Origin of the sequence: Mangrovimonas spongiae (assembly GCF_003944795.1) — a bacterium.
Classification (GTDB): domain Bacteria; phylum Bacteroidota; class Bacteroidia; order Flavobacteriales; family Flavobacteriaceae; genus Mangrovimonas; species Mangrovimonas spongiae.
The window spans coordinates 181,070-205,377 of the sequence record NZ_RWBG01000004.1; the positions used below are offsets into that span (position 1 = coordinate 181,070).

Below are 24,308 nucleotides of genomic sequence, written 5' to 3' on the forward strand. Positions count from 1 at the left end.
AATTAATCAATTTTGAGTTCATTATAATTTACAAAAACGAAAAATAAATTCAAAAAAAAGTTAGTGTTTATACATCAACATCCTTATAAACCGTTTATTCCAAAAGACACGTCAAAATTAATTGTTGGTACGTTACCGCCGCCTAGATTTACAACAGGCGATTTAAAACCAGACGATGTTAATTTTTGTTACGGCAGTCGCGATGGACAATTATGGAAAATTCTAAACAGAATATTTGATTTAAACCTAAAGTTTGAAAATACAGAAGAGGCTGTTGCACACAGAAAATCTTTTTTAAAAGCACAAAATATAGGCGTTTGCGATATGGTTGAGAGAGCTAAACGTGATAAAATTGATGCGTCAGATTTAGGAATGCAACATGTAGAATTGCGAGATATGATTAATATTTTGCAGCAACATACCACCATTAAAACAATGCTTTTTATGGGTGGTAATAGTAAAAATGGTCCCGAATATTTTTTTAGAAGGCATATAAAACCTCATGAAATTAAACTTAAAGTTGTTTCTAAAGAAGTGCCACGTATACATCAATTTTTATTACCTAATACGTCACGTATTATAAAAACAGTGTCTTTAACTGCGCCTTCGGGGAGTGCCAATAGAGCCGTAGGGAGTATGGCGCTTTATAAACAATTAAAACAACGTAACCCAAATTTTAATACGTTAGATTTTAGAGTGATGCAATACACCGAGTTTTTTAAGTAAGATATAAATAAGCCCAATACATTAAAACGAACTGTAATGGGAGTCTTAAAATTAAAAGCCATTTAGGAAAGCCAGCACTTGCTTTTTTACTTGAAAGCATATAAAAATGAACAAGTAAAAACACAGTAAGCATTAAAATAATACCATAAACAGCTAAGTTTCTTGTGGTATTAAAACATAATAAAACGCCCAAAAGAATTTCGAAAAAGCCACTTAAATACACTAAAAACCTATGATTGGGTAAATACTTCGGCATAATTCGCATATATACTTTAGGTTTTACAAAATGCATAATGCCTGCTAAAATGTAAATTATAGCCATAACGTACAAGTGCCAAAGGTTACTCATCTTCAAACTGTTTAAAACTTATGCCCATACCATAGTTATTAGCGTTTTGCCTTATTAAGCTTGAATTTGGTGCACTTGCTTTATTAAACTGTATCCATTTGTTGTTATGAAGAAACACCCTTTTTGTATAAGTTTTGTTATACGAAATTTCATCTGTAAAAGGTAATAGCGGTCTAAAATTGGTGGGGATTTTCACTAAACCTTGTCTACCTTTTATTTCTTTGTACTTTTTATTAGGGAGTAATTTACCATTATCATCTGTGTACCCAAGAACTTGTATAGAAATAAAAATACCTGTTTTGGGGATAAAGATGTTATGATTTGAAACATCTAAGTCGTATTGGTCGCCATCTTTTTCGGTAACACGAAACACCACATTTTCAAAGAGTAATGGATTGCCAGGAAAGCCGTCATTATTGCTGTAAAAATTAACTTTAAATAGGGTTGAGAATGTTTTTTTTTCAGCGTTTTTTCGTTTTCGTTTGCTCCAATCTTGCGATTCTAAAGCTATAGGGAAATGTACTTGGCTAAGCTGTTTGTCTAATTTGTCCTTGTTAGGGAAAAACACAGCAATTTCTGACTCTATTGTTGGTAACCAACATTTGTAATAATCGTCGTCAAGATAAGGTTTTAAGGTTTCAACATCATAATCACGATTTTTTACAGCATAAATAAAAACTTCATCCAGTTTGTCTACTTTTTGAGGCATATAAATAGTATCGGGAAGTTTACTAGAATGTAGCTCTATATTTTTGTAACCAAGCGATGATATAAAGAGCGAATCTACATCAGAATATAATTTTTTAGTAAAAAGAAACATCCCATCTTCATCGGCAAAAATACCTTGTCCATTTCCAAACGATACCGTGGCATAAGGAACGGCTTCTTTTGTGGTATTATCAATAATGTATGTCTGTGATAAAACAGGAAGCCATGCTAAAAAAAATAATATTTGTATGTGTAATTTATTCATAAAGTGAAGATACCAAATAAAAAAACGGCTTCCAAAGTATGGAAACCGTTTTGATGATTTTTATTGCGTAGTAGCTGTTATTCTTTGTCTAAATTTTTAGTCATATTAAAACCTGCAAAAAGCCCCAAACCAGCCATTGTAAAAATACACGATGGGTAAATGGCATTATCGTTAATAGTTGTATAACTCTCAAGTAATAATGCGATAAAAGAGCCTAAGCCTATACCAGTTAATAATAAGGCTAAGTTTAAAATTAAAACTTTCCAAATAGGTGCTGTTTTTTGTTTTCCTTTAACAAAAATACTAGCGTCGGCACCCTTTTCAATTAAAGCAAGACGTTCTTTGTTTCTTGTTGAAAAGTACAAATAAAAGATGCCAAAAACGGCGCCGAAAATAACAGGTAAAATAATAACTTCTGATCCCATAACTGTTTGTTTTTAATTGATTATTTTTAGTGAGTTCATAGCTTATGACGACAGTTTTTTAATTATGGTTACAACTTTTTCAAAATATTTTTTCTTTACAGATGTAACCAAACAGGAAATCCCATCGTCTTATGCTAAAATGAAAGACACTAACGACCAAAAAATCATCAATCAAGTATTGCAAGGCAACACAGCTGCTTTTGTAACCTTGGTAGATACGTATAAAAATTTGGTGTTTAGTTTAGCGTTACAAATGTTAAAGCATCGCGAAGAAGCCGAAGAGGTTGCGCAAGATACGTTTGTTAAAGTGTATAAATCGCTAGAAAAGTTTAAAGGCGATTCCAAACTATCAACGTGGATATATAAAATTACTTATAACAATTGTTTAGACAGAATTAAAAAAAATAGAACACATTTTAATGAAGTACCAATTGATAGTTTTACAGAACGGCAGGTGAAAAGTTTAGATAACGCTTTTAATGCTTTAGTAGTTGCAGAACGGCAAGAAGCTATTAAAAACTGTTTGGGTAAACTACCTAATGACGAAGGGTTTTTACTAACATTATATTATTTTGAAGAGAAGTCTTTAAACGAAATATCAAAAATAATGGGGGTAACCCAGAATAATGTAAAAGTTAAATTGTTTAGAAGCCGAAAAAAACTAGCCACTATTTTAAAACAAAATTTAGAACCTGAATTAATAGCAAGTTATGAAAAATCAAATAGATAAACAGCTAGAGGAATTTATAGATAACGTTTTTGAAAATTCAAATTTAGAGTCACCTTCAGTGGATTTTTCAATACAAGTTATGTCTAAAATACAAGCTATTAATTCTACAAACACAACAACTTACAAGCCGTTAATTTCAAGGCCTGTATGGATTGCCTTAGGAGTGATTTTTGTAACTTTTTTATCTGTCGTTTTTGGTAATGCAACATTTACCCAATCATCTTGGCTAACATTTTTAGATTTTAGTATAGTTTCTAGGTTAGGAAACATTTTCCCTAGTAATCAGTTACCTTCTAGTTTGGTTTACGCCATACTATTTTTTGGAATTATGCTATTAGTGCAATTAACATGGCTTAAGAATTATTTTAATAAACGGTTGCAGTTTTAGTATTCGGTTTTATCAACTTTATTAGTCCACTTATTAAAAACAGAAACACCTTCTTTTTGTAATATTTGCTGAAAAGATATGCTTCGTACAGATATAGGTTTATCAATTTCTTCGTAAATAAAGTGGTCATCAAAATCTATATTGGCAGCATCTTTTTTATCGCAAGCATAAAACACTTTTTGAGGCCTAGCCCAGTAAATAGCTCCTAAACACATGGGACAAGGTTCGCAAGAGGTGTAAATAGTGCAATCGTCTAACTGAAACGTGCCTAGCGTTTCGCAAGCTTTTCTAATAGCAACAACTTCGGCATGTGCTGTGGGATCGTTTGTAGAGGTTACACAATTATGTCCTTCGGCAACAATGTTACCGTTTTTTACTATAACGCACCCAAAAGGCCCTCCAGCGTTTTTGTTCATGCCTTCTTCTGCCAAGCTAATGGCACGTGTCATAAAAAGTTTATCGTTTTCTGTCAATTGTAGTTTGTTTTTTTTGGTCTAACATCTACAAATATAAGGACAAATTTTAAGAGCTAATGGCATAATTTATGAGCTAAAAAGCTAATAAATATTGCTATAAAAAAGAGGTTATTATTTTTTATGGTGAATGGCATGATAAGTGTTAACAACTTCCATTTTATAAAGTCGTAAATAATTGTATTTTTACGGGAGAAAAAACCAAATCAATTAATGGGTAAAATTATAGCCATTGCCAATCAAAAAGGTGGTGTAGGAAAAACAACCACTTCTGTAAACCTTGCTGCTTCGCTAGGGGTATTAGAAAAAAAAGTACTTCTTATTGATGCCGATCCGCAGGCGAATGCTACGTCAGGATTAGGTATTGATGTTGAAGAAGTCGAATTAGGAACTTATCAGTTGCTAGAACATACTAATACCGCAAAAGAAGCGATTATAAAAACCGAAACACCAAATCTGGATATTATTCCAGCGCATATTGATTTGGTTGCTATAGAGATTGAATTAGTAGATAAGGATAGGCGCGAGTATATGCTTCAACAAGCCATACAAGAGATAAAAGATGATTATGATTTTATATTAATTGATTGTGCGCCATCTTTAGGATTACTAACATTAAACGCTTTAACAGCATCCGACTCGGTGATTATTCCTATTCAATGCGAATATTTTGCATTAGAAGGTTTAGGAAAGTTATTAAATACGATAAAAAGCGTACAAAAAATACATAACAATAAACTGGATATTGAAGGCATGTTGTTAACCATGTACGATTCGCGTTTAAGACTATCAAATCAAGTAGTAGAAGAAGTGCAAAAGCATTTTAACGATATGGTTTTTCAAACTATTATTCAACGAAATGTAAGACTTAGTGAGGCACCTAGTTATGGTGAAAGCATTATTAATTACGATGCTGCAAGTAAAGGCGCTAGTAATTATTTAAGTCTAGCGAAAGAAATTATTAATAAAAACTCCTAATTTATGGCGAAGGCAACAAAGAAACAGGCTTTAGGAAGAGGATTGTCAGCATTATTAAAAGACCCTAGTAACGACATTAACTCTGTACAAGACGAAAATGCCGATAAGGTTATAGGAAATATAGTAGATTTAGATATTGAGACGATAGATATTAATCCGTTTCAACCGCGAACAAACTTTAACGAAGAGACTTTACGCGAATTAGCGTCATCTATTAAAGAATTAGGCGTTATTCAACCAATAACTGTAAGAAAATTAGATTTTAATAAATATCAGTTAGTTTCTGGTGAAAGACGTTTTCGTGCCTCTAAATTAATAGGTCTAGAAACCATTCCTGCTTACATAAGAATAGCAAACGACCAAGAGTCGCTAGAAATGGCCTTGGTAGAAAATATTCAGCGTCAAGATTTAGATCCAATAGAAATTGCCTTGTCGTACCAACGTTTAATAGATGAAATTAGCCTTACACAAGAGCAAATGAGCGAGCGTGTAGGGAAAAAACGTTCTACTATAGCTAACTATTTACGCTTGTTAAAACTCGATCCTATTATTCAAACAGGTATGCGCGACGGCTTTATTTCTATGGGACATGGGCGTGCCATAATTAATATAGAAGACCAAAGCCACCAATTAGATATTTACGAACAAATTATCTCTAAAAAATTATCGGTACGAGATACCGAAGCCATTGTTAGAGCGTTTCAACAAGGAGAAGAAGCCCCAAAACCTTCTTCAAAATCTAAATCGCAAGAACTTCCTAAGTATATTAAAAAAGGCGCCAAAGAGTTTTCAGAATACTTTGGCCATAAAATAAACGTTAAGGTTAATAACAAAGGAAAGGGTAACATTAGTATTCCTTTTCATTCAGAAGAAGACTTTAATCGCATCATCAAACTCGTAAAAAGTGCCAAGTAAATATATACTCGCGTTTTTTTTACTATTTGTTTTTTCATTTTCAGCTTTAGCTCAAGAAGGTAAGGATGAAGAAAATAAAAAAGAAGACAAAAGTAAACTTACTCCAACCGAAGAATTGGTTGTTGAGCAGGCAGCTATAGATAAAAAACCTATAGATCCACTTGCACCAGCAAGAGCGGCTTTTTATTCGGCAGTATTGCCAGGACTAGGTCAAGCTTACAATAAAAAGTATTGGAAAATCCCAATTGTATATGCTGGATTAGGAATAGGGATGTATTTTTATTTGGATAATCAAAAAGAATACCAACGTTATCGCGATGCCTATAAAAGACGATTAGCCGGTTTTCAAGACGATGAGTTTTATGGCGTTGTTACAGATGATGGCTTACGAGAAGCCCAAAAAACATTACGTAGAAACAAAGAAATTTCCCTTTTGGTTACAATTGGTATTTATGCTTTAAATATTATCGATGCCAATGTAGACGCTCACTTATTACAGTATAATGTAGATGATAACCTGTCGTTACGACCACATTATAAGCTTAATGAGTTTGATAATACGGGCGATTTAGGTGTAACTCTTAATTTCAAATTTTAATTTATGAAAATAGCACTACTAGGATATGGTAAAATGGGAAAAGCCATTGAAAAAATAGCCTTAAGTAGAGGGCACGATATTGTTATAAAAACATCAGACGAAGGTGGTTACGATATTTCTCAGGCCGATGTAGCGATAGATTTTAGTGTGCCAAATGCTGCTTTTTATAATATAGTAAATTGTTTTAAACATAACGTGCCAGTTATATCGGGTACCACAGGTTGGCTACAAAATTATGATAAGGCTGTAGAGCTTTGTAAAGAAAATAATGGTGCTTTTATTTATGCGTCTAATTTTAGTTTAGGGGTTAATATTTTTTTCGAGCTTAATAAAAACTTAGCACGTATGATGAGTCAATTACGAGATTACGATGTCTCTATGGAAGAAGTTCATCATACACAGAAATTAGATGCTCCTAGTGGAACAGCTATTACGCTAGCGGAAGATATTATTTCTGAACATGCTAATTATACCGAGTGGAAACTAGAAACAGGTAGAGAAGGTATAATCCCTATTACTGCAAAACGCATAGAAAATGTACCAGGTACGCATAGTATAGATTACAAAAGTGAAGTTGATACTATAAACATAACGCACACAGCGCACAGCAGACAAGGTTTTGCCCTTGGCGCTGTTGTAGCAGCAGAATGGTTGCTAGGAAAAACAGGCGTTTTTACTATGAAAGATGTGTTAAATATTGGTTAATGTAATAACATCTTGTAACTTTCTCAAATTATACAATACTAAAAAAGAAACTCTTTAAAATATGACTTGGACGCAGTGGTTAATTTTCATTCTAGTAATTCAAGTAATTCATGGCTTAGGAACATGGAAACTGTATGTGAAAGCAGGTAAACAAGCTTGGCAAGCTTTTATTCCAGTATATAATGCTGTTGTTTTAATGAAAGTAATTAATCGCCCATGGTATTGGACGGTTTTATTATTCTTACCCATAGTTAACCTTATTATGTTTCCAGTAGTTTGGGTAGAAACAGCAAGAAGCTTTGGAAAAAACTCAGCAACCGATACGTTATTAGCTATAATAACGCTAGGATTTTATAATTACTATTTAAATTATACTGCAGATGTTGACTATATAAACGACAGAAGCTTAAAACCAAGAACGTCTTTAGGCGATTGGGTAAGCTCCATTTTATTTGCTATTGTTGCCGCAACAATCGTACATACTTATGTTATACAACCGTTTACTATTCCTACATCATCATTAGAGAAATCGTTACTTGTAGGTGATTTCCTTTTTGTGAGTAAATTTCATTATGGTGCCAGAGTACCTATGACAACTGTGGCCGCACCTATGGTTCATGATACTATTCCTGGACTTAAGAAAAAATCGTACTTGTACGACGATAAAAAAGGAGAAAAAAGCACGTCATGGAAAAACTTTTTCCAATTACCGTATTTAAGATTACCAGGATTTCAAAACATTAAACACAACGACATTGTTGTATTTAATTGGCCTGTAGATACGTTATACAATATGTATAAAACAGCCGATAGAACCTATTTTAAACCTATTGATAAGCGTACAAATTATGTAAAAAGATGTGTTGGATTACCAGGCGATACTATAGAAGTTAAAGATGGTTTTGTTTACGTGAATGGTAAACAAAATGTGTTGCCAGATCGTGCAAAGTTACAGTTCTTCCATACTATAGAAACCAAGGGTAATGTTGATATGCGTTTTCTTAATAAATACGGTATTACAGAATATACCAATGTATTTTCTTTAGGAACCAAGGTTTGGGACGATACCAGGGTTCAAGATTTTTTAAGAAATAATAATACGCACTTAGATGTTGTTCATAGAGATAGTACAAATGTACATGTCATAGGGCAAATGAGTAGAACAGCCTACGAAAAGCTAAAGTTTACTACGGTAAGCAATAAAATTAGTGCTAATGCCACGTTAGAGCTAGCAACACAAATGAAACAAGACCCAGAAGTGATTTCTATTGTAAAGAATAGTTCTAAAACAAGAGACGCTAGTGTATTTCCTCACGACCCTAATTACGATTGGAATAACGACTTTTTTGGACCATTATACTTGCCTGAAGCAGGAAAAACGATTGATTTAACTCTAGAAAATTTACCATTATACAAACGTGTTATTACGGCTTATGAAGGTAACGATCTTCAAGTTAAAGGCAATCAAATTTTTATTAATGACCAAGTAGCCAATACGTATACGTTTTCTAAAGATTATTATTGGCTAATGGGGGATAATCGCCATAATTCACAAGATGCACGTTCATGGGGTTTTGTACCATTTGATCATGTTGTTGGTAAACCCGTATTTATTTGGATGAGCTGGGGCGATGGCAAACCACGCTGGGAACGTTGGTTTACAACTGTTGGCGGTAATGGCAAACCAGTATCTTACTTAATTCCATTTTTAGTATTGCTAGCTATTTGGTTTGGATTTAACCAATGGCGTAAGAAGAAAAAAGCAGCATAACACTTTTATGGATATACTTATTCATCCAACATATTTTCCATCGGTATCGCATTTTGTGGCTATGGTTAAGGCAGATAATGTCGTTTTTGAAATGGAAGATAATTTTCAAAAACAAACCTATAGAAACCGAACCTATATTTATGCAGCCAATGGTAAATTATTGCTAAACGTACCTGTTTCTTTTACCCAAAAAAACCGACAAAAATACCGTGAGGTAAAGATATTTAATGAAGAAAACTGGCAAAGCAACCATTGGAAATCTTTATTGTCAGCTTATAGTACATCGCCTTTTTTTGAGTTCTATAGAGATGATTTGGAGCCTATTTTTAAAAAATCATTTAGCTCTCTTATCGATTTAAATTTTGAAACGATTCATGTAATTTGCGAGTGTCTTCAACTTGAATTAAATACAGAAAAGACCTTTAGTTTTGAAAAAAAGGTCACCAATAAAACAGACTTTAGACATTTAGTTAAAGCTAAAGGAACAGACGTTAAACCATTTGAACCTTATACACAGGTGTTTTCTGAAAAACACGGTTACATTAATAACTTGAGTATTTTAGATTTACTGTTTAACGAAGGTCCTAATACGTTAAATTACTTACAAGCTCAACATCTTGATTTATGATGCGGTTTTTTGTGCATTATGGATGCCATTTTATTTTACCCATAGTAATAGTACTTTTATTTTTTAAATCTAAATGGAAACAAGCTGCTTTAATAATGCTTGCAGCGATATTTATAGATTTAGATCATTTACTCGCAACTCCAATTTTCGATTCTAATAGATGTAGCATAGGATTTCATCCGCTACATTCATATTATGCCATGGGTTTTTATGTTGTGTTGTTATTCCCTAAAGCAACCAGAGTTATAGGTGTTGGCTTATTGCTACATATACTAGCAGATAGTTTAGATTGCTTATTAATGTAATGATAAATGCGTCATAATAGGGTAGTGATCGGAAAACTTCTCATCAAATGTTTTAAAGCGTTCCACTTTAAAAGTTGGGTCGGCTAGAATAAAATCTATTCTAACTGGGAAAAATTTAAAATCATAAGTCCTTCCAAAACCGTTTCCAGCTTCCTCAAAACTGTCTGTTAAGTCTCCTTTAATCTTTTTATAAACGTATGAAAAAGCGGTGTTATTAAAATCGCCAGAAATAATCATTTTGTAGTTACATTGCTCTTTGTGTTTCAAAAATAACTCGGTTTGAAGTTGCTGCATTTTAAAGGTTTCTCCTACGCGTTTAAATAAGCGTTCAGAATTTTCTTGCTTAAGTTTGTCTACATTAGTGTCTATTCGTAGCGATTGTAAATGAGTATTATAAACTCTTATGGTATCTTTCTCTTTAACAATATCGGCAAAAATGGCATTGTTTGATGTGTTTGGAAACGCCACAGAACCCGAATTTATAATAGGATATTTTGAAAAAATGGCTTGTCCGTATTTTGTTTTCTTACCTGAAAGTTTTTCATATTTATACTTAAAAAAAGAGAGGTTAACACTTTTATGCGGATGATATTCTTGAACACATAATACGTCTGGTGATTTTCGTTTTATAAACGACGTTATACTGTCTTCAATATGTTTTTCTTTTATCCATTCGTATAAATTAAACAGTCTCACATTGTAATTCATTACAGAGAGTGTTGTTTCCGGGAATTGTGTTTTTCCAGATGATGATGAAAACTTATAAACAGATCCAAAACTTACATAGCCTATAATAAGAACAAAAAGCGATAAAAGCATTTGTTTTTTTACCTTAACTAACCAATAAATAAAAAACAAAACATTAACTAATGTTAAAAAAGGAACACTTAAACTTAATACCGAAAGTAAGGCAAAGTTTTTTGGAGGTACAAAAGGTAAAAGGTAGGATAGTAGGAGTAATGTAGCCACTAAAGCATTAATTAGGTAAATAAGTTTATCTAAAAGCTTTAGTTTTTTCATATAATTAGGGTATTATTTTCCAGCTCTAAATAAGAATTCTTTTTCTTCTTTAGTTAAGCTATCGTAACCGCTTTTACTTATTTTATCTAAAATAATGTCGATACGTTTTTGCTTGTTAAATTCATCAAACTCTTCTTTAGAATATCCACCCATATTTTTTTTAGAAGATGTCTTTTTGCGGTGAACCGTTTTTAATGGAGAATTTTTAGATCCCTTAAAAAGCCCAATAATGCTATTCATAAATTTTTCAAAGCCTTTGCCTATATCTGTTCCTTTTTGCAATTGAATGGCATAAAAGTAACCTAAAATTGCACCACCAATATGGGCAAGATTACCACCAGCATTTAAACCAAATAAGCCAATAACATCAAAAATAACAATAACAGCACCAATATGCCATAATTTAATATTAAACGTAAAAAACCTAACAGCCATTCTAGGCATGTAAGCACACATGAAAATAAGTAACGCTCTAACAGCAGCCGATGCTCCTACTAGTCTAGTATTTGTGTTAAAAAAGTCTGGAAGTAAATTGTAACCAGCCAAAAATAAAAGGCCGCCACAAATAGCGCCTAAAAAGTAAATATTTAAGCCTAGTTTTACATTAAATAAATTTAAAAACATACGACCAATAAAGTATAGCCAAAGCATATTAAAAATAATATGCCAAAAATCGTAATGCGCAAAAGCATAGGTAATAATACTCCATGGTTGCATTAAAAAAGCCATGAAATCGCTAGGTAACTCTAACCAACTTAAACTGTTTTGAATACTTAGAATAGGCCGTAAAATAAGGCCAATTAAAAACAGTAATAGATTGACACCTATAAGTTTTTCGAAAACATTTAGGTTATTTAGTTTGTTTTGTATGTCTTGATTTAGCGAGGTCACGTTAATCCCAACGATTTTTATTAAACTGTGTTTTTTTCCAATACCACATAATTAAAAAGCCTGTTAAGGCGCCACCAACATGGGCCACATAAGCTGTATTACTTGGACTGAAAAAAGATTGCCCTGTTATAGCTGAAATTAAATCTAAAATAATGATTCCAGGAATAAAATATTTAGCTTTTATTGGAATGGGTAAGAAAATCAACATTAATTTCGATTCAGGATATAACATTCCAAAGGCAACTAAAACTCCCATGATTGCTCCAGAAGCACCGACCATAGTACTATTAAACACGCCAACAAAGTTTCCTAATTGGTCTTGGCTTAATATACTTTCCCAGCGAGTGTCGTATCGGTTATATCCAGATTTTAAAACCTCTATAACTTGAGCTGTATCAAAACCAGCTTCATTTAATGTTGTTAAACCACTGTAATATTGAAAAAAATAATAACCAATCATAATTAAAGCAGCTCCAAGCCCAGAAGAAATATAAAAAAACAAAAATTTCTTACTCCCAAAGCGTTGCTCTACAGCGGTACCAAACATCCACAACGCAAACATGTTAAAAAACAAATGCATAAAACCGCCATGCATAAACATATGCGTAAAAATTTGCCATAATTGAAAGGTGTCGTTTTTAGGAAAGTGTAATGCAAACCAATCGTAAAATAAAACACCATTATTTCCTATAGCAAGTGTACCAACAAACATAATCACATTAATGATTAGTAAATGTTTTACTGTATCGGTAATATTGTTTATCATAAATTTAATTAAACTTTTTATCTAGCTCATCAACAGATAACGTAATAAATGTTGTCTTGTTGTTGGGCGACATGTTGGGTTCTTTACAAGCAAATAAGCTATTTACTAAGTGTTCTTGCTCAGAGTTTGATAATAGTTGCCCTGTTTTAATAGCCAAACTTTTAGCCATAGATTTGGCTAATAAATCCATAGCACTAAAATGACTATCGGGAACATCATTTTGAATGTCGCTTATAACTTGTTCTAAAACATCGTTAACTTCACTTTCAGGAACATTAATTGGTACACCAGAAATTTCTACCGCATCTGTTTCAAACTTAGAAAAAATAAACCCAGTATGTTCTAAATCGCCTTTTACTTGTTTAATAATATCAATTTCATGCGCTGAAAAATGTAATAACACAGGAAATAGTAATTGTTGGCTAACACTTTCTTTTAGCGTTAGTTGTTGTAAGTAGTTTTCGTAAAGTACACGTTGATGTGCTTTATTTTGATCTAAAACCAACATGCCAGATTTAATTGTACTAATAACATATTTGTTATGTAACTGAAATGTTGTTTTACTTTTTTCTACAGTACTTTCTTCAAATAAAGAAGATGTTTTTGTAGTACTTTCAAACGGAATATCCTCAAAATTTGAAAGGTCTTGTTTTTTATTGCCTTTAGATTCTAAGTCTACATAAAGTCCTTCCCAATTTCCAGAGGATTTAGACTTAAAAGAAGCCGATTGTTGTGTTCCAGAACTTGGTTTATCTTGAAACGGATTAAAGGTTCTGTCTACTTCAATTTTTGGCGTTTCGGCGTGTTTGTTTTTATATCCGTAGGGTGTGTCTAAATTGGCATCTCTTTCAAAATCTAAAATAGGCGCAATATTAAATTGCCCCAAACTATGTTTTACAGCCGAACGAATTATAGCGTAAAGCGTATGCTCGTCATCAAACTTTATTTCGGTTTTTGTAGGATGAATATTAATATCGATAGTTTCTGGAGGAACGTCAAGATTTAAAAAATAGCTGGCATGTGTGCCATCTTTTAAAAGTCCTTCAAAAGCAGCATTAATAGCATGATTTAAATACCCACTTTTAATAAAGCGATTGTTTACAAAGAAAAACTGCTCGCCACGTGTTTTTTTAGCGAATTCAGGTTTTCCTACAAAGCCAGAAATCTTAAGCACTTCGGTGTCTTCGTTTACAGGAACTAATCTTTCATTGGTTTTACTACCAAAAATATTTACAATACGTTGCCTAAAATTACTGACGGGTAAATTAAAAAGCTCACTACCGTTATGGATTAATAAAAATGAAACATTAGGATGCGCCATAGCAACACGCTGAAACTCGTCTGTAATATGGCGGAATTCTACTTGATTGGATTTTAAAAAATTACGTCTAGCAGGAATATTGAAAAATAAGTTTTTAACGGCAATAGATGTGCCAACTGGCGTAACCGTAACTTCTTGAGATATCACGTCGCTTCCTTCAATAACCAAATGTGTGCCTACGTCATCTACTTCTTGTTTACTTTTTAACTCAACGTGGGCAATGGCGGCAATACTAGCAAGAGCTTCGCCACGAAACCCCTTGGTATTTAATTGAAAAAGATCATCAGCAGACCGTATTTTTGATGTAGCATGACGCTCGAAACTTAAACGCGCATCGGTAACACTCATGCCACAACCATTATCAATGACTTGAATTAAGGTTTTTCCAGCATCTTTTACTAGAAGTTTTATGTTTGTAGCCTTAGCATCAATAGCGTTTTCCAAAAGTTCTTTAACTACCGAAGCAGGTCTTTGTACAACCTCTCCAGCAGCAATTTGGTTAGCTACATGATCTGGTAATAACTGAATAATATCTGCCATTAGCTTTTAAAGAATATTGACAAATCGAAGTCGATAATAAAAAGAAATATTAAAATGAGAACAAGAACTATAATTAAAACACGTTTATTGGCTTTTTCATCGGTATTGTTTTTATAGTCATCCCAAGCATTGTTTATTTTACCTTTTAAGCCACCAGAAGCATCTACAGTTTTTCTGTATTCATCAAACTTATGCTTTATTTCATAAGGATTGCTATCGCCTTTATAGTGGCGTGGTGTATAACTAAATTTTTTATTTTTTCTGGTTTTAAAAACTCCCATAAATCAATTACTCGTAACGTCCTAAAAGTACCCAAAGTACAACAATCATAATTAAAAATAGGATTAAAAAAGGCAACGAAAATAGCTTGCTAGTTCGTTTTTGTCTAGCTTTACTTTCTTCAACCCAGTTAAAATCAAATTTAGAAGCGGTGTCTTTTTTTAGTTCACCATCTTCGTTAAATCTTGTTTTGTAGTTGAATTGTTTGTTTTTGCGTTGTTTGAAAATCAAAATGACGCGGTACTTGGTTACTATTTCAAAAGTACTTAAAATACTAGGAATTTTAAGATTTGAAATGCCAAAAATTGTTAACAGTTAGGTCTTAACTATGGGATTGCTTTTCTAGAGTTGCCATTTTAATGGCGGCAACAGCAGCTTCTGTTCCTTTATTACCATGTTTTCCACCAGATCGGTCTATGGCTTGTTGCATAGTATTATCGGTTAATACACAAAAAATAACAGGAACATTGTGTAAAATGTTTAAATCTTTAATGCCTTGGGTAACGCCTTTGCAAACAAAATCGAAATGTTTGGTTTCTCCTTGAATAACACTTCCTATGGCTATAACAGCATCCACCTTATTTTGTTGCATTTTTTTACAGCCATAAATAAGTTCGAAACTTCCTGGAACATTGTATCTTATAATATTGCTTTCTTGAGCGCCGTTATCTAGCAATGTTTGGTATGCGCCTTTAAAAAGCCCTTCTGTTATGGTACCATTCCATTCAGAAACAACAATCCCAAACCGAAAGTTTTTCGCGTTTGGGATGGTGTTTTTATCGTATTCTGATAAGTTTTTATTTGCTGTTGCCATAATTATTAATTGGTCAACCCTTGTGCTTTACCTATAAACACATCAATATTTGTTGCTTGTGTTGATGATGGATATTCTTCTTTTATTTTGTTGAAAAATGTTAAAGCTTTATCAGCTTGCTTTAGGTCTAACGCTGTTACACCAGCTTTATATAAGTATAATGGTGTTGTAAACTCGTTAGCACGCATTTTAGCCGCTTCTTCGTAATAGCTTAAAGCATCTTCTGGTTGATTAAGTTGTACAAAAGCGTCGCCAATGCCACCTTTTGCCATAGGAGCTAATACTTCATCTTCGCTATTAAAATCACCTAAGTAAGTTACGGCGTTTTTGTAATCTTTTAAGTTTAAATAAGCCATGCCAGCATAATAACTAGCAAGATTTCCAGCTTTTGTTCCGCTGTATTCAGAGGCAATATCAACCATGCCTAATTTTCCTTCACCACCATTAAGGGCTAATGTGTAAAGCGAATCTTTAGCTGTTCCTGTTACAGCCTCGTTAAAGTATTTTTTTGCTTGGAAAATTTCGTTCATTGCTTCGGCTTGTTTAGGCTTAGCAATAAATTGGTTGTATCCTAAGTATCCTAAAACTACGGCTGCAACAACAGCAATAATTATAAAAATATATTTTTGGTTTTTAATAACCCAATCTTCTGTTTTAGAAGCGGTTTCATCTAAGGTATTAAACACTTCTGCAGTTGTAGAGTCTTGTTCGTCTACTACAACGTCTTCAACTTCTTTTTCCTTGTTTACTTTAGGTTTATATCCTCTTTTCTTGTAAGTTGCCATATATTGTATATTAATGCGCCGCAAAAATATAATTTTTCTTCATAAATAAAAGTGAAATTATTTGTTATTTTTCAATAATTTGCACAACTTTTTTAATGTAATTTTGCAAAAAACGAGCGAAACGACTTTATGGTTTTAAAATCTTTATCCTTATTGAATTATAAAAATTTTGAAAGCCAGTCTTACGTTTTTAACGATAAGATAAATTGTTTTGTAGGTAATAATGGTGTTGGGAAGACGAATGTTTTAGATGCTATTTACCTGTTATCTTTTGGTAAAAGTTACTTTAATCCTGTCTCGTCTCAAAATATTAAACATGGCGAATCCTTTTTTGTAGTTAATGGCGATTACAATAAAGAAGGTGAAACAGAAAAGGTGGTTGTTAGTTTAAAAAAAGGTCAAAAGAAAACAATTAAACGTAACGGGAAAGCTTACGACAAGCTTAGCGATCACATTGGTTTTTTACCATTAGTTATTATTTCGCCTGCCGATAGAGATTTAATTATTGAAGGAAGTGCCACAAGAAGAAAGTTTATAGATAGCGTTATTTCTCAAGGCGATAAAAATTACTTAGCGCAGTTAATTAACTATAATAAAATTTTAGCGCAACGAAACTCACTGTTAAAGTATTTTGCATTAAACAATACTTTTAATCAAGATACTTTAGATGTTTATGACGAGCAATTAAACGAGTATGGAACGCATATTTTTGAGAAACGACAACAATTTTTAGAAACGTTTTCAACCATTTTTCAAAAGCGTTATCAAGCTATAAGTGGCGGTAATGAAATTGTTAGGTTAGATTATAAAAGTAATTTGTTTGACGATGATTTAAAATCGTTATTAAAGCAAAACTTAAACAAAGATAAAGCGTTACAATATACAAGTGTAGGTGTTCATAAAGATGATTTAATTTTTAATATTGGCGATTATCCTGTGAAAAAATTTGGAAGTCAAGGGCAGCAAAAATCATTTTTAATAGCTTTAAAGTTGGCGCAATTCGATTTTATTAAGGAACAAAGTGGTGTTAATCCTATTTTGTTATTAGACGATATTTTCGATAAATTAGATGAAACACGTGTAGCGCAAATAATAAAATTGGTAGATAATGAGAATTTTGGTCAATTATTTATAAGCGATACGCATGCCGAGAGAACAGAGCAAGTGGTTAAACAAGTTCACCAGTCGTACGAAATTTTTAAACTATCTTAAATGAAATATTTTATAGCCTTATTATCATGTTTATTTGTAATGTCCTGTTCCCAGAACAAGAATATTCAAGATTTAAACGGGTATTGGGAAATAGAAGAAGTTATTATGCCAGATGGCACTAAAAAGGCTTATAATTTTAATACTACTGTAGATTTTATAGAGTTAACTAGTGATTCCACAGGATTTAGGAAGAAATTAAAACCTAATTTTAATGGTACTTACGAAACATCGAATGTAGTTATTGAAGAAACATTCGTTGTAAAAAAAGAAAACGATAGTTTAAACCTTTATTATAAAACACCTTATAGTAGTTGGAAAGAGACGATACTTTTACTTGATGAAGAAGCGTTACAAGTCATTAATAAAAACCAGATTATTTACACGTATAAACCTTATCAACCCATAAAAATAGAATAATGTCAAAACGTCATACAGAACATTTAAGTTTATCAGAAGTTTTAAAAGAATTTGTGGAAACCAACAATCTAGAAAGTGGCTTAGACAAAGTTAATATTAAGAATGTTTGGCATGATATGATGGGGCCAGGAATTAGTAATTATACAACCGCTATTTCTTTAAAGCAAGATGTATTGTATATAAGTTTAAGCTCTAGTGTTTTGCGTGAAGAACTAAGTTATGGTAAGGAAAAAATAGTAACTATGCTTAATGAAAACTTAGGCAAAGACCTTATAAAAAAAGTGATTTTAAAATAAAAAAGCGCCCTTGTAGGCGCTTTTTTTATACGTTTTTATGTTAATTAAAACATGTCTCTTCCAGAAAAGTGAAAAGCACCTTCAATAGCAGCATTTTCATCGCTATCGCTACCGTGTACAGCATTTTCACCAATAGAAGCAGCATACATTTTTCTAATAGTTCCTTCTGCAGCTTCGGCTGGGTTTGTAGCACCAATTAACGTTCTAAAGTCTTCAACAGCATTGTCTTTTTCTAAAATAGCTGCAACAATAGGACCTCGTGTCATATATTCAACTAGTTCGCCAAAAAACGGACGCTCTTTATGAATAGCGTAAAATGTTTCAGCATCAGCCGTAGTCATTTGTGTTAATTTCATTGCCACAATTCTAAATCCTGAAGCAGTAATTTTTTCTAATATTGCACCAATATGCCCTTTTTCTACAGCATCTGGCTTAAGCATTGTAAATGTTCTGTTTGTTGCCATTTTATTCGTTTAAATTTGGTGCAAAAGTAATGGATTTATTAATAAAAACAAGTCTAATCAATTTTAAAAAATGTATATTCGCTCACTATGACGAATAGCGATATTTCAAACATAAAAACGCTTTTAAGCACACCTAAAAAAATTGTTATTGTCCCCCACAAAAATCCTGATGGCGATGCGCTTGGTTCTACTCTGGGGCTTTATCATTATTTAAATAAATACAACCATGATGCTGTTGTTATAGCACCTAATGAGTACCCAGATTTTTTAAAATGGATACCGGGAAATAATGCCGTTGTAATCTATGAGTCAGAAAAAAGTAAAGCAGATGAATTAATTAATGCTGCCGATATTATTTTTACTTTAGATTTTAATGCTTTAAATAGAACAGGGCAAATGACAGAAGTGCTTTCACAAAATGAGAGCCTAAAAATTATGATAGATCACCATCAGCAACCAGATAATTATGCAACATATATGTATTCCGATGTGGCTATTAGCTCTACTTGCGAAATGGTATATAATTTTATAGATAGGTTAGGGGACACAGCCTTAATCGATGAAAATATTGCGATATGTTTGTATACAGGTATTTTAACCGATACAGGCTCGTTTAAGTTTCCATCTTCTACAAGTACAACACATAGAATAGCCGCTTTTTTAATAGATCAAGGCGCAAACCATTCTGAGATACATAATAGTATATTCGATACAAACAGTTACGACAGAATGCAGCTTTTGGGTAGAGCATTAAGCAATTTAAAAGTTCTTAAAGCGTATAAAACAGCGTATATAACATTGTCGCAAGCAGAGTTAAATAAACACAATTATAAAAAAGGCGACACCGAAGGGTTTGTAAATTACGCGTTATCTCTAGAAGGTATTGTATTTGCAGTTATATTTATTGAAGATCAAGGAAACAATATTATCAAAATCTCTTTTAGGTCGAAGGGCGACTTTTCTGTTAATGAATTTGCAAGAGCGCATTTTAATGGAGGTGGTCATACAAATGCCGCAGGAGGACGAAGCGATTTAGACCTAAAAAATACAATTGAAAAATTTATTACTATATTACCACAATATTCTAAAGCCCTTAATCATGCGTAATATAGTTTTGTTAATAAGTACTTTAGCCATTTTGTGTTCTTGTAAATCGCCAGAAGCAAGAAGACCAATATCATCTAAAACAGGCTCTTTTATAGATCAATCTGTCGCTAGAAATAAAAAACTTTATGCTAGAGAAAAAGCCAGTTTTGAAAAAATAATGAAAGCGAATCCTGAAAATGAGTATATGGCCTCGCAAAACGGCTTTTGGTATTATTACAATACGAAAATAGAAAACGATACGTTAATAAAACCAGATTTTGGTGATGTCGTTAATTTTAATTATAACTTAAAAACACTCAACGGGCAAACCATTTATTCTAAAGAAGACATAAAAACCCAAAACTACGTCATGGATAAGCAAGAGCTATTTTCAGGACTTCGTGAAGGCTTAAAACTCATGAAAGCTGGCGAAACAGTAACCTTTATGTTTCCATCCCAAAAAGCTTATGGTTACTATGGCGATGAAAATAGAATAGGAATGAATGTACCCTTAATTTGTGAAGTTACCGTAAATGCAATAACCGATTCAAAACAAATAAATTAACCCAAAAAGAATGAAGAAATTAAACCAGATTATGAAACTTTTAGTATTAGCACTATTAGTAAGTTTTACGTCTTGTGGACAACAATACCCCGATCTAGAAGATGGACTTTATGCCGAATTTGTAACTAATAAAGGCACCATGGTTGCCAAACTTTTTTATAAAAAGGCACCTGTAACAGTAGCCAATTTTGTGGCTTTAGCTGAAGGAACTCATCCAGAAGTAACCGACTCGCTTAAAGGTAAACCTTATTATAATGGTATTATATTCCACCGTGTTATTGATAATTTTATGATACAAGCTGGCGATCCAACAGCAACAGGAGCTGGCGGTCCAGGATATAGTTTTCCAGATGAATTTCACCCAGATTTAAAACATGATAAACCAGGTATTTTATCTATGGCAAATGCTGGTCCAAACACTAATGGAAGTCAGTTTTTTATTACTGAAAAACCCACACCAAATCTAGATGCTTTTAAACAAGATGGAAGCCTAAAACGTTGTGGTACTTTTCCAGGTGGCGGTTGTCATGCTGTTTTTGGTGAGTTAGTTTTAGGTTTAGATGTGCAGGACACCATTTCAAACGTAAAAACAGCAGCTAGAGATAAACCTGAACAAGATGTTGTTATTCAACAATTAAACATTATCAGAAAAGGTAATGATGCTAAAGCTTTTGATGCTGTAAAAATATTTACAGAAGACGCACCTAAATTAGAAGAGAAACAACGCGCCTTAAAAGAAGAAGCACAAAGAAAAATAAAAGAAGAAGCAAGTAAAGCAGCAGAGACTTTTTTAGAAACGAATAAAGACCTAGGAGAAGTTAAAAAGTTGGACACAGGTGTTGTTATGATTTACACTAAAAAAGGTAATGGTGAGAAGCCTAACCACACGCAATATGTATTGATTGATTGCGCTGGATATTTTGCAAACGGAAAGCTTTTTTACACTACAATTAAAGAGGTGGCTCAAGAAAACAATATGTATAACGAAGGAGCCGACAAACAAGGTGCATACAAGCCTTTTTCTAAAATTTATAATGAAAGTGCTGGTTTAATACCTGGCTTTAGAGAGGCTATGTTAAATATGAAAGTAGGAGATGAAGCAAAAGTTTTCATTCCGTCGTTTTTAGGATATGGCGAAAACGGAACAGGACCAATTCCGCCAAATACCAACTTAGTATTTGATATTATTTTAGTAGGTATAGACAAATAGGTTACACTATTATAAATAAAAAAAGCCGCTTTGCATAAAGCGGCTTTTTTTTATAGTGTTTAAATTATTTCTTTGGAATGTTTTTCAAGATTTCCAATACATATTTCCAGTACTTTTGTGCTGATGAAATTTGAGCACGCTCATCTGGTGAATGTGCTCCTTTTATATTAGGTCCAAAACTTATCATATCCATTTCAGGGTAATTTTGACCTAAAATACCACACTCTAAACCTGCATGACAAGCAGCTACGTGAGGCTTTTCATTATTCATTTCAATATATAAGCTTTCCAAAACCTTTAATATTGGTGAGTCCATATTAGGTTTCCAACCTGGATAATCGCCAGAAAACTCCACTTCGCACCCCGTAAGTTCAAAGGTAGCGCGTAAGGTATTTGCCAAGTCCCATTTAGAGCTTTCTACAGAAGACCGTGTTAAGCAACCAACTTTTATTTCACCGTTTTTAACAGTTACATTTGCAATGTTATTGGAAGTTTCTACTAAATTAGGAATGTCTGCACTCATTCTATAAACACCATTTATGGCAGCATAAATAGCTCTAGTAAAGCCTTCTTGAACACCTAGTTCCATAATAGTTTCTGGAGTATCGCATTTAGATACAATAACATCTAAATCTGGCTCCATAGTTTTGTATTCAGATTTTATGGTTTGAGCTAATTGGGCAAGTTCCATGATAAAAGCATTCTCATGGATGGTGTCAATGGCAACTATGGCTTTACTCTCACGAGGAATAGCATTACGTAATCCACCACCATTAATTTCAGAAATACGCAAACCAAAGTTTTCAAACCCATCAAATAATAAACGATTCATTATTTTATTGGCATTTCCTAAACCTTCGTGAATTTGCATTCCAGAGTGTCCACCTTGTAATCCTTTAACAATCACTTCAAATCCTGTTTTAGTTTCAGGAGTATCTTCAATTTTGTATGTTCTAGTGGCAGTAACATCAACACCACCGGCGCAACCAACACCAATTTCGTCATCCTCTTCGGTATCGAGGTTTAATAAAATGTCGCCTGTTAAAATACCGCCTTCAAGTCCCATTGCTCCAGTCATACCAGTTTCTTCATCAATAGTAAACAAAGCTTCAATGGCTGGATGTTCAATATCGTTACTTTCTAAAATAGCCATAATAGTTGCTACGCCAAGTCCGTTGTCGGCGCCTAGTGTGGTTCCTTTGGCTTTTACCCAATCACCTTCAACAAACATGTCTATGCCTTGCGTATCAAAATCAAATTGGGTATCGTTATTTTTTTGGCAAACCATATCTAAATGCGATTGCATAACAACGGTTTGTCGGTCCTCCATACCTGTAGTAGCGGGTTTTCTAATAATAACGTTACCAACTTTATCTACTAGGGTTTCTAAACCTAAGTCTTCGCCAAACTTTTTCATAAAGGCGATCACACGTTCTTCTTTTTTTGAAGGTCTTGGTACGGCATTAAGATCGGCAAATTTATTCCAAAGGGCTTTGGGTTCTAAGGCTCTTATTTCTGAATTCATATTTGTTAATTTTAGTTGTGCAAAGGTAAAAATAACTTAAGGAGTATTATAAAGATTTCATTAATTTTGGAACTATGCCGAAAAACAAAAAACTACTAGTAGCCTTATCCATTCTACCTCAAATTTTATTGATGAAATGGCTATCTACTTATCCTAATTTTGTGGAGTCTTATTACAGTGAAGGAATCTACCCCTATATTTCTAAATTGTTTAGATATGTATTTGGCTGGTTACCGTTTTCTTTTGGCGATGTGTTTTATGCTTTTGCTATTATTTATATGCTTAGGTGGTTAATGCTAAATATTAAACGGGTAAAATATAATTTTAAGGGGTTTTTTATTGATGTGTTTTGTGCTATTTCAGTTATTTACTTAGCATTTCATGTATTATGGGGATTAAATTATCACCGTTTGCCATTACACAAAAATTTAAATCTTAATGCCGATTATACTACCGATGAGCTAATTTCAACGACTGAGAAATTTATAGCAGAAGCTAATACTATTCATGTAAGTATTACGCAGGATAGTACTCAAAAAGTAGTCTCTCCTTATGCAAATAAGGAAGTTTTTAAAATGGTACCTGAAGGGTTTCACCAATTAAAAGCCGAGTTTCCAAGTTTAGATTATTATCCAAAGAGTATAAAAAATGCGTTGTTTAGTTTGCCATTAACGTATATGGGATTTAGTGGTTATTTGAATCCGTTAACTGGTGAAGCGCATGTCGATTATTTAGTACCTAGTTTTAAAATTCCAATGATTTCCTCTCACGAAGTGGCACATCAATTAGGGTTTGCAGCCGAGAACGAGGCCAACTTTATTGGTATTCTAGCAGCCACAAAGCATCCTGATAAATACTTTAAGTATTCTGGAGCTATTTTCGCCTTGAAACATTGTTTGGTTGAAGTTTATCGTAGAGATCCTGATATGTATGAAGTTTTAAAAACTCAAGTAAACGTTGGAATATTAAAGAACTATCAAGAGCTTCAAGAGTTTTGGGATAGCTATGAAAATCCTTTTGAATCTATTTTTAAAACCACTTATGATGGCTTTTTAAAAGCCAATAATCAAACTGATGGTATGAAAAGTTACAGTTATGTGGTGGCATTATTGGTTAATTATTTCGAAAACCAAAATGTTAAAGCAAATTAGTT

The 24,308-nt window shown here is 33.0% G+C and carries 31 protein-coding genes; 17 read left to right on the forward strand and 14 right to left on the reverse strand.

The genetic code is table 11. The annotated features are described in order from the left end of the window. Positions 1 to 63 precede the first annotated feature (63 nt). The gene (locus EJA19_RS09840) at positions 64 to 726 is read left to right on the forward strand and encodes a uracil-DNA glycosylase family protein (protein WP_125468200.1); all 663 of its coding nucleotides are present in this window, start codon (positions 64 to 66) and stop codon (positions 724 to 726) included. Here the strand turns inward: EJA19_RS09840 and EJA19_RS09845 are convergent. From EJA19_RS09845 to EJA19_RS09855, 3 genes are all read right to left on the reverse strand, one after another. Next, positions 719 to 1,075 (reverse strand): DoxX family protein, encoded by a 357-nt coding sequence (locus tag EJA19_RS09845; protein WP_125468201.1) that lies wholly within the window; start codon positions 1,073 to 1,075, stop codon positions 719 to 721. The two genes, EJA19_RS09840 and EJA19_RS09845, sit on opposite strands and share 8 nt — an antisense overlap. After that, a complete protein-coding gene (locus EJA19_RS09850) occupies positions 1,068 to 2,048 on the reverse strand; it encodes a peptidase associated/transthyretin-like domain-containing protein (RefSeq protein WP_125468202.1) in 981 nt (326 codons plus the stop codon). The genes EJA19_RS09845 and EJA19_RS09850 overlap by 8 nt, the downstream gene beginning before the upstream one ends. Before the next feature lie 77 nt (positions 2,049 to 2,125). Then, on the reverse strand, positions 2,126 to 2,473 hold the full coding sequence (locus EJA19_RS09855; RefSeq protein WP_125468203.1) for a DUF6249 domain-containing protein: 348 nt from the start codon (positions 2,471 to 2,473) through the stop codon (positions 2,126 to 2,128). Positions 2,474 to 2,537: 64 nt separating this feature from the next. Between EJA19_RS09855 and EJA19_RS09860 the strand changes: the two genes are divergently transcribed. Continuing rightward, complete coding sequence (locus EJA19_RS09860; RefSeq protein ID WP_317124825.1) at positions 2,538 to 3,203, forward strand: RNA polymerase sigma factor; 666 nt, start codon at positions 2,538 to 2,540, stop codon at positions 3,201 to 3,203. After that, positions 3,184 to 3,591: a hypothetical protein gene (locus EJA19_RS09865; protein WP_125468204.1), complete on the forward strand. Its 408-nt coding sequence runs from the start codon at positions 3,184 to 3,186 to the stop codon at positions 3,589 to 3,591. The genes EJA19_RS09860 and EJA19_RS09865 overlap by 20 nt, the downstream gene beginning before the upstream one ends. Here EJA19_RS09865 and EJA19_RS09870 read toward each other — a convergent pair. Then, positions 3,588 to 4,064, reverse strand: a complete 477-nt coding sequence (locus EJA19_RS09870; protein WP_125468205.1) for a nucleoside deaminase — start codon at positions 4,062 to 4,064, stop codon at positions 3,588 to 3,590. The genes EJA19_RS09865 and EJA19_RS09870 overlap by 4 nt on opposite strands. 213 nt (positions 4,065 to 4,277) lie before the next feature. Between EJA19_RS09870 and EJA19_RS09875 the strand changes: the two genes are divergently transcribed. From EJA19_RS09875 to EJA19_RS09905, 7 genes are all read left to right on the forward strand, one after another. Next, positions 4,278 to 5,042 carry a ParA family protein gene (locus EJA19_RS09875; RefSeq protein WP_125468206.1) on the forward strand — a complete coding sequence of 255 codons (765 nt, stop codon included), beginning with the start codon at positions 4,278 to 4,280 and terminating at the stop codon, positions 5,040 to 5,042. A gap of 3 nt (positions 5,043 to 5,045) precedes the next feature. Further along, positions 5,046 to 5,957: a ParB/RepB/Spo0J family partition protein gene (locus tag EJA19_RS09880; protein ID WP_125468207.1), complete on the forward strand. Its 912-nt coding sequence runs from the start codon at positions 5,046 to 5,048 to the stop codon at positions 5,955 to 5,957. Then, entirely contained in the window at positions 5,947 to 6,555 is a 609-nt protein-coding gene (locus tag EJA19_RS09885; protein ID WP_125468208.1) for a DUF5683 domain-containing protein, read from the forward strand. Before EJA19_RS09880 ends, EJA19_RS09885 begins: the two co-directional genes overlap by 11 nt. Positions 6,556 to 6,558: 3 nt before the next feature. Continuing rightward, positions 6,559 to 7,260, forward strand: a complete 702-nt coding sequence (gene dapB / locus EJA19_RS09890; RefSeq protein ID WP_125468209.1) for a 4-hydroxy-tetrahydrodipicolinate reductase — start codon at positions 6,559 to 6,561, stop codon at positions 7,258 to 7,260. A gap of 61 nt (positions 7,261 to 7,321) precedes the next feature. Continuing rightward, entirely contained in the window at positions 7,322 to 9,031 is a 1,710-nt protein-coding gene (gene lepB, locus EJA19_RS09895) for a signal peptidase I (RefSeq protein WP_125468210.1), read from the forward strand. A 7-nt stretch (positions 9,032 to 9,038) separates the two neighbouring features. Beyond that, positions 9,039 to 9,659: a WbqC family protein gene (locus EJA19_RS09900; protein ID WP_125468211.1), complete on the forward strand. Its 621-nt coding sequence runs from the start codon at positions 9,039 to 9,041 to the stop codon at positions 9,657 to 9,659. Then, positions 9,656 to 9,964, forward strand: coding sequence for a DUF6122 family protein (locus EJA19_RS09905; protein ID WP_125468212.1), 309 nt, complete (start codon positions 9,656 to 9,658; stop codon positions 9,962 to 9,964). Before EJA19_RS09900 ends, EJA19_RS09905 begins: the two co-directional genes overlap by 4 nt. On the opposite strand, the gene EJA19_RS09910 is transcribed toward EJA19_RS09905, so the two are convergent. The 8 genes from EJA19_RS09910 to EJA19_RS09945 form a co-directional block, all read right to left on the reverse strand. Continuing rightward, the gene (locus EJA19_RS09910; RefSeq protein ID WP_125468213.1) at positions 9,956 to 10,984 is read right to left on the reverse strand and encodes an endonuclease/exonuclease/phosphatase family protein; all 1,029 of its coding nucleotides are present in this window, start codon (positions 10,982 to 10,984) and stop codon (positions 9,956 to 9,958) included. The genes EJA19_RS09905 and EJA19_RS09910 overlap by 9 nt on opposite strands. A gap of 12 nt (positions 10,985 to 10,996) precedes the next feature. After that, the gene (locus EJA19_RS09915) at positions 10,997 to 11,875 is read right to left on the reverse strand and encodes a rhomboid family protein (protein ID WP_125468214.1); all 879 of its coding nucleotides are present in this window, start codon (positions 11,873 to 11,875) and stop codon (positions 10,997 to 10,999) included. 1 nt (position 11,876) lies between these two features. Next, complete coding sequence (locus tag EJA19_RS09920) at positions 11,877 to 12,638, reverse strand: rhomboid family intramembrane serine protease (RefSeq protein WP_125468359.1); 762 nt, start codon at positions 12,636 to 12,638, stop codon at positions 11,877 to 11,879. Between the two features lie 7 nt (positions 12,639 to 12,645). Next, positions 12,646 to 14,502 (reverse strand): DNA mismatch repair endonuclease MutL, encoded by a 1,857-nt coding sequence (mutL, locus tag EJA19_RS09925; protein ID WP_125468215.1) that lies wholly within the window; start codon positions 14,500 to 14,502, stop codon positions 12,646 to 12,648. Continuing rightward, complete coding sequence (locus tag EJA19_RS09930) at positions 14,502 to 14,783, reverse strand: riboflavin synthase subunit beta (protein ID WP_125468216.1); 282 nt, start codon at positions 14,781 to 14,783, stop codon at positions 14,502 to 14,504. The genes mutL and EJA19_RS09930 overlap by 1 nt, the downstream gene beginning before the upstream one ends. 7 nt (positions 14,784 to 14,790) lie before the next feature. Next, positions 14,791 to 15,012, reverse strand: a complete 222-nt coding sequence (locus EJA19_RS09935) for a hypothetical protein (protein WP_125468217.1) — start codon at positions 15,010 to 15,012, stop codon at positions 14,791 to 14,793. A 91-nt stretch (positions 15,013 to 15,103) separates the two neighbouring features. Next, positions 15,104 to 15,595 carry a 6,7-dimethyl-8-ribityllumazine synthase gene (gene ribH / locus EJA19_RS09940; protein ID WP_125468218.1) on the reverse strand — a complete coding sequence of 164 codons (492 nt, stop codon included), beginning with the start codon at positions 15,593 to 15,595 and terminating at the stop codon, positions 15,104 to 15,106. Between the two features lie 5 nt (positions 15,596 to 15,600). Further along, on the reverse strand, positions 15,601 to 16,380 hold the full coding sequence (locus tag EJA19_RS09945; RefSeq protein WP_125468219.1) for a tetratricopeptide repeat protein: 780 nt from the start codon (positions 16,378 to 16,380) through the stop codon (positions 15,601 to 15,603). A 129-nt stretch (positions 16,381 to 16,509) separates the two neighbouring features. Between EJA19_RS09945 and recF the strand changes: the two genes are divergently transcribed. From recF to EJA19_RS09960, 3 genes are read left to right on the forward strand one after another with little or no spacing between them, the layout of a single operon-like run. After that, positions 16,510 to 17,592 (forward strand): DNA replication/repair protein RecF, encoded by a 1,083-nt coding sequence (gene recF, locus EJA19_RS09950; protein ID WP_125468220.1) that lies wholly within the window; start codon positions 16,510 to 16,512, stop codon positions 17,590 to 17,592. After that, positions 17,593 to 18,009 (forward strand): hypothetical protein, encoded by a 417-nt coding sequence (locus tag EJA19_RS09955; protein WP_125468221.1) that lies wholly within the window; start codon positions 17,593 to 17,595, stop codon positions 18,007 to 18,009. Then, a complete protein-coding gene (locus tag EJA19_RS09960; RefSeq protein ID WP_125468222.1) occupies positions 18,009 to 18,305 on the forward strand; it encodes a DUF721 domain-containing protein in 297 nt (98 codons plus the stop codon). The genes EJA19_RS09955 and EJA19_RS09960 overlap by 1 nt, the downstream gene beginning before the upstream one ends. Before the next feature lie 44 nt (positions 18,306 to 18,349). Here EJA19_RS09960 and EJA19_RS09965 read toward each other — a convergent pair whose 3' ends face one another. Further along, positions 18,350 to 18,769: a nucleoside-diphosphate kinase gene (locus EJA19_RS09965; RefSeq protein WP_125468223.1), complete on the reverse strand. Its 420-nt coding sequence runs from the start codon at positions 18,767 to 18,769 to the stop codon at positions 18,350 to 18,352. Positions 18,770 to 18,856: 87 nt separating this feature from the next. Here EJA19_RS09965 and EJA19_RS09970 point away from each other — a divergent pair, with 87 nt between their 5' ends. Genes EJA19_RS09970 through EJA19_RS09980 form a run of 3 tightly spaced genes read left to right on the forward strand, consistent with a single transcriptional unit; the run spans position 18,857 to position 21,630 of the window. Next, positions 18,857 to 19,876 carry a DHH family phosphoesterase gene (locus EJA19_RS09970; protein WP_125468224.1) on the forward strand — a complete coding sequence of 340 codons (1,020 nt, stop codon included), beginning with the start codon at positions 18,857 to 18,859 and terminating at the stop codon, positions 19,874 to 19,876. Next, complete coding sequence (gldI, locus tag EJA19_RS09975) at positions 19,869 to 20,420, forward strand: gliding motility-associated peptidyl-prolyl isomerase GldI (RefSeq protein WP_125468225.1); 552 nt, start codon at positions 19,869 to 19,871, stop codon at positions 20,418 to 20,420. The genes EJA19_RS09970 and gldI overlap by 8 nt, the downstream gene beginning before the upstream one ends. A 10-nt stretch (positions 20,421 to 20,430) precedes the next feature. After that, positions 20,431 to 21,630, forward strand: a complete 1,200-nt coding sequence (locus tag EJA19_RS09980) for a peptidylprolyl isomerase (RefSeq protein WP_125468226.1) — start codon at positions 20,431 to 20,433, stop codon at positions 21,628 to 21,630. 64 nt (positions 21,631 to 21,694) lie between these two features. Here the strand turns inward: EJA19_RS09980 and EJA19_RS09985 are convergent, their stop codons facing one another. Continuing rightward, positions 21,695 to 23,155: an aminoacyl-histidine dipeptidase gene (locus tag EJA19_RS09985; protein WP_125468227.1), complete on the reverse strand. Its 1,461-nt coding sequence runs from the start codon at positions 23,153 to 23,155 to the stop codon at positions 21,695 to 21,697. Positions 23,156 to 23,229: 74 nt separating this feature from the next. On the opposite strand from EJA19_RS09985, the gene EJA19_RS09990 reads away from it, so the two are divergent. Next, the gene (locus EJA19_RS09990; protein ID WP_125468228.1) at positions 23,230 to 24,306 is read left to right on the forward strand and encodes a DUF3810 domain-containing protein; all 1,077 of its coding nucleotides are present in this window, start codon (positions 23,230 to 23,232) and stop codon (positions 24,304 to 24,306) included. The last annotated feature ends 2 nt before the right edge of the window (positions 24,307 to 24,308 follow it).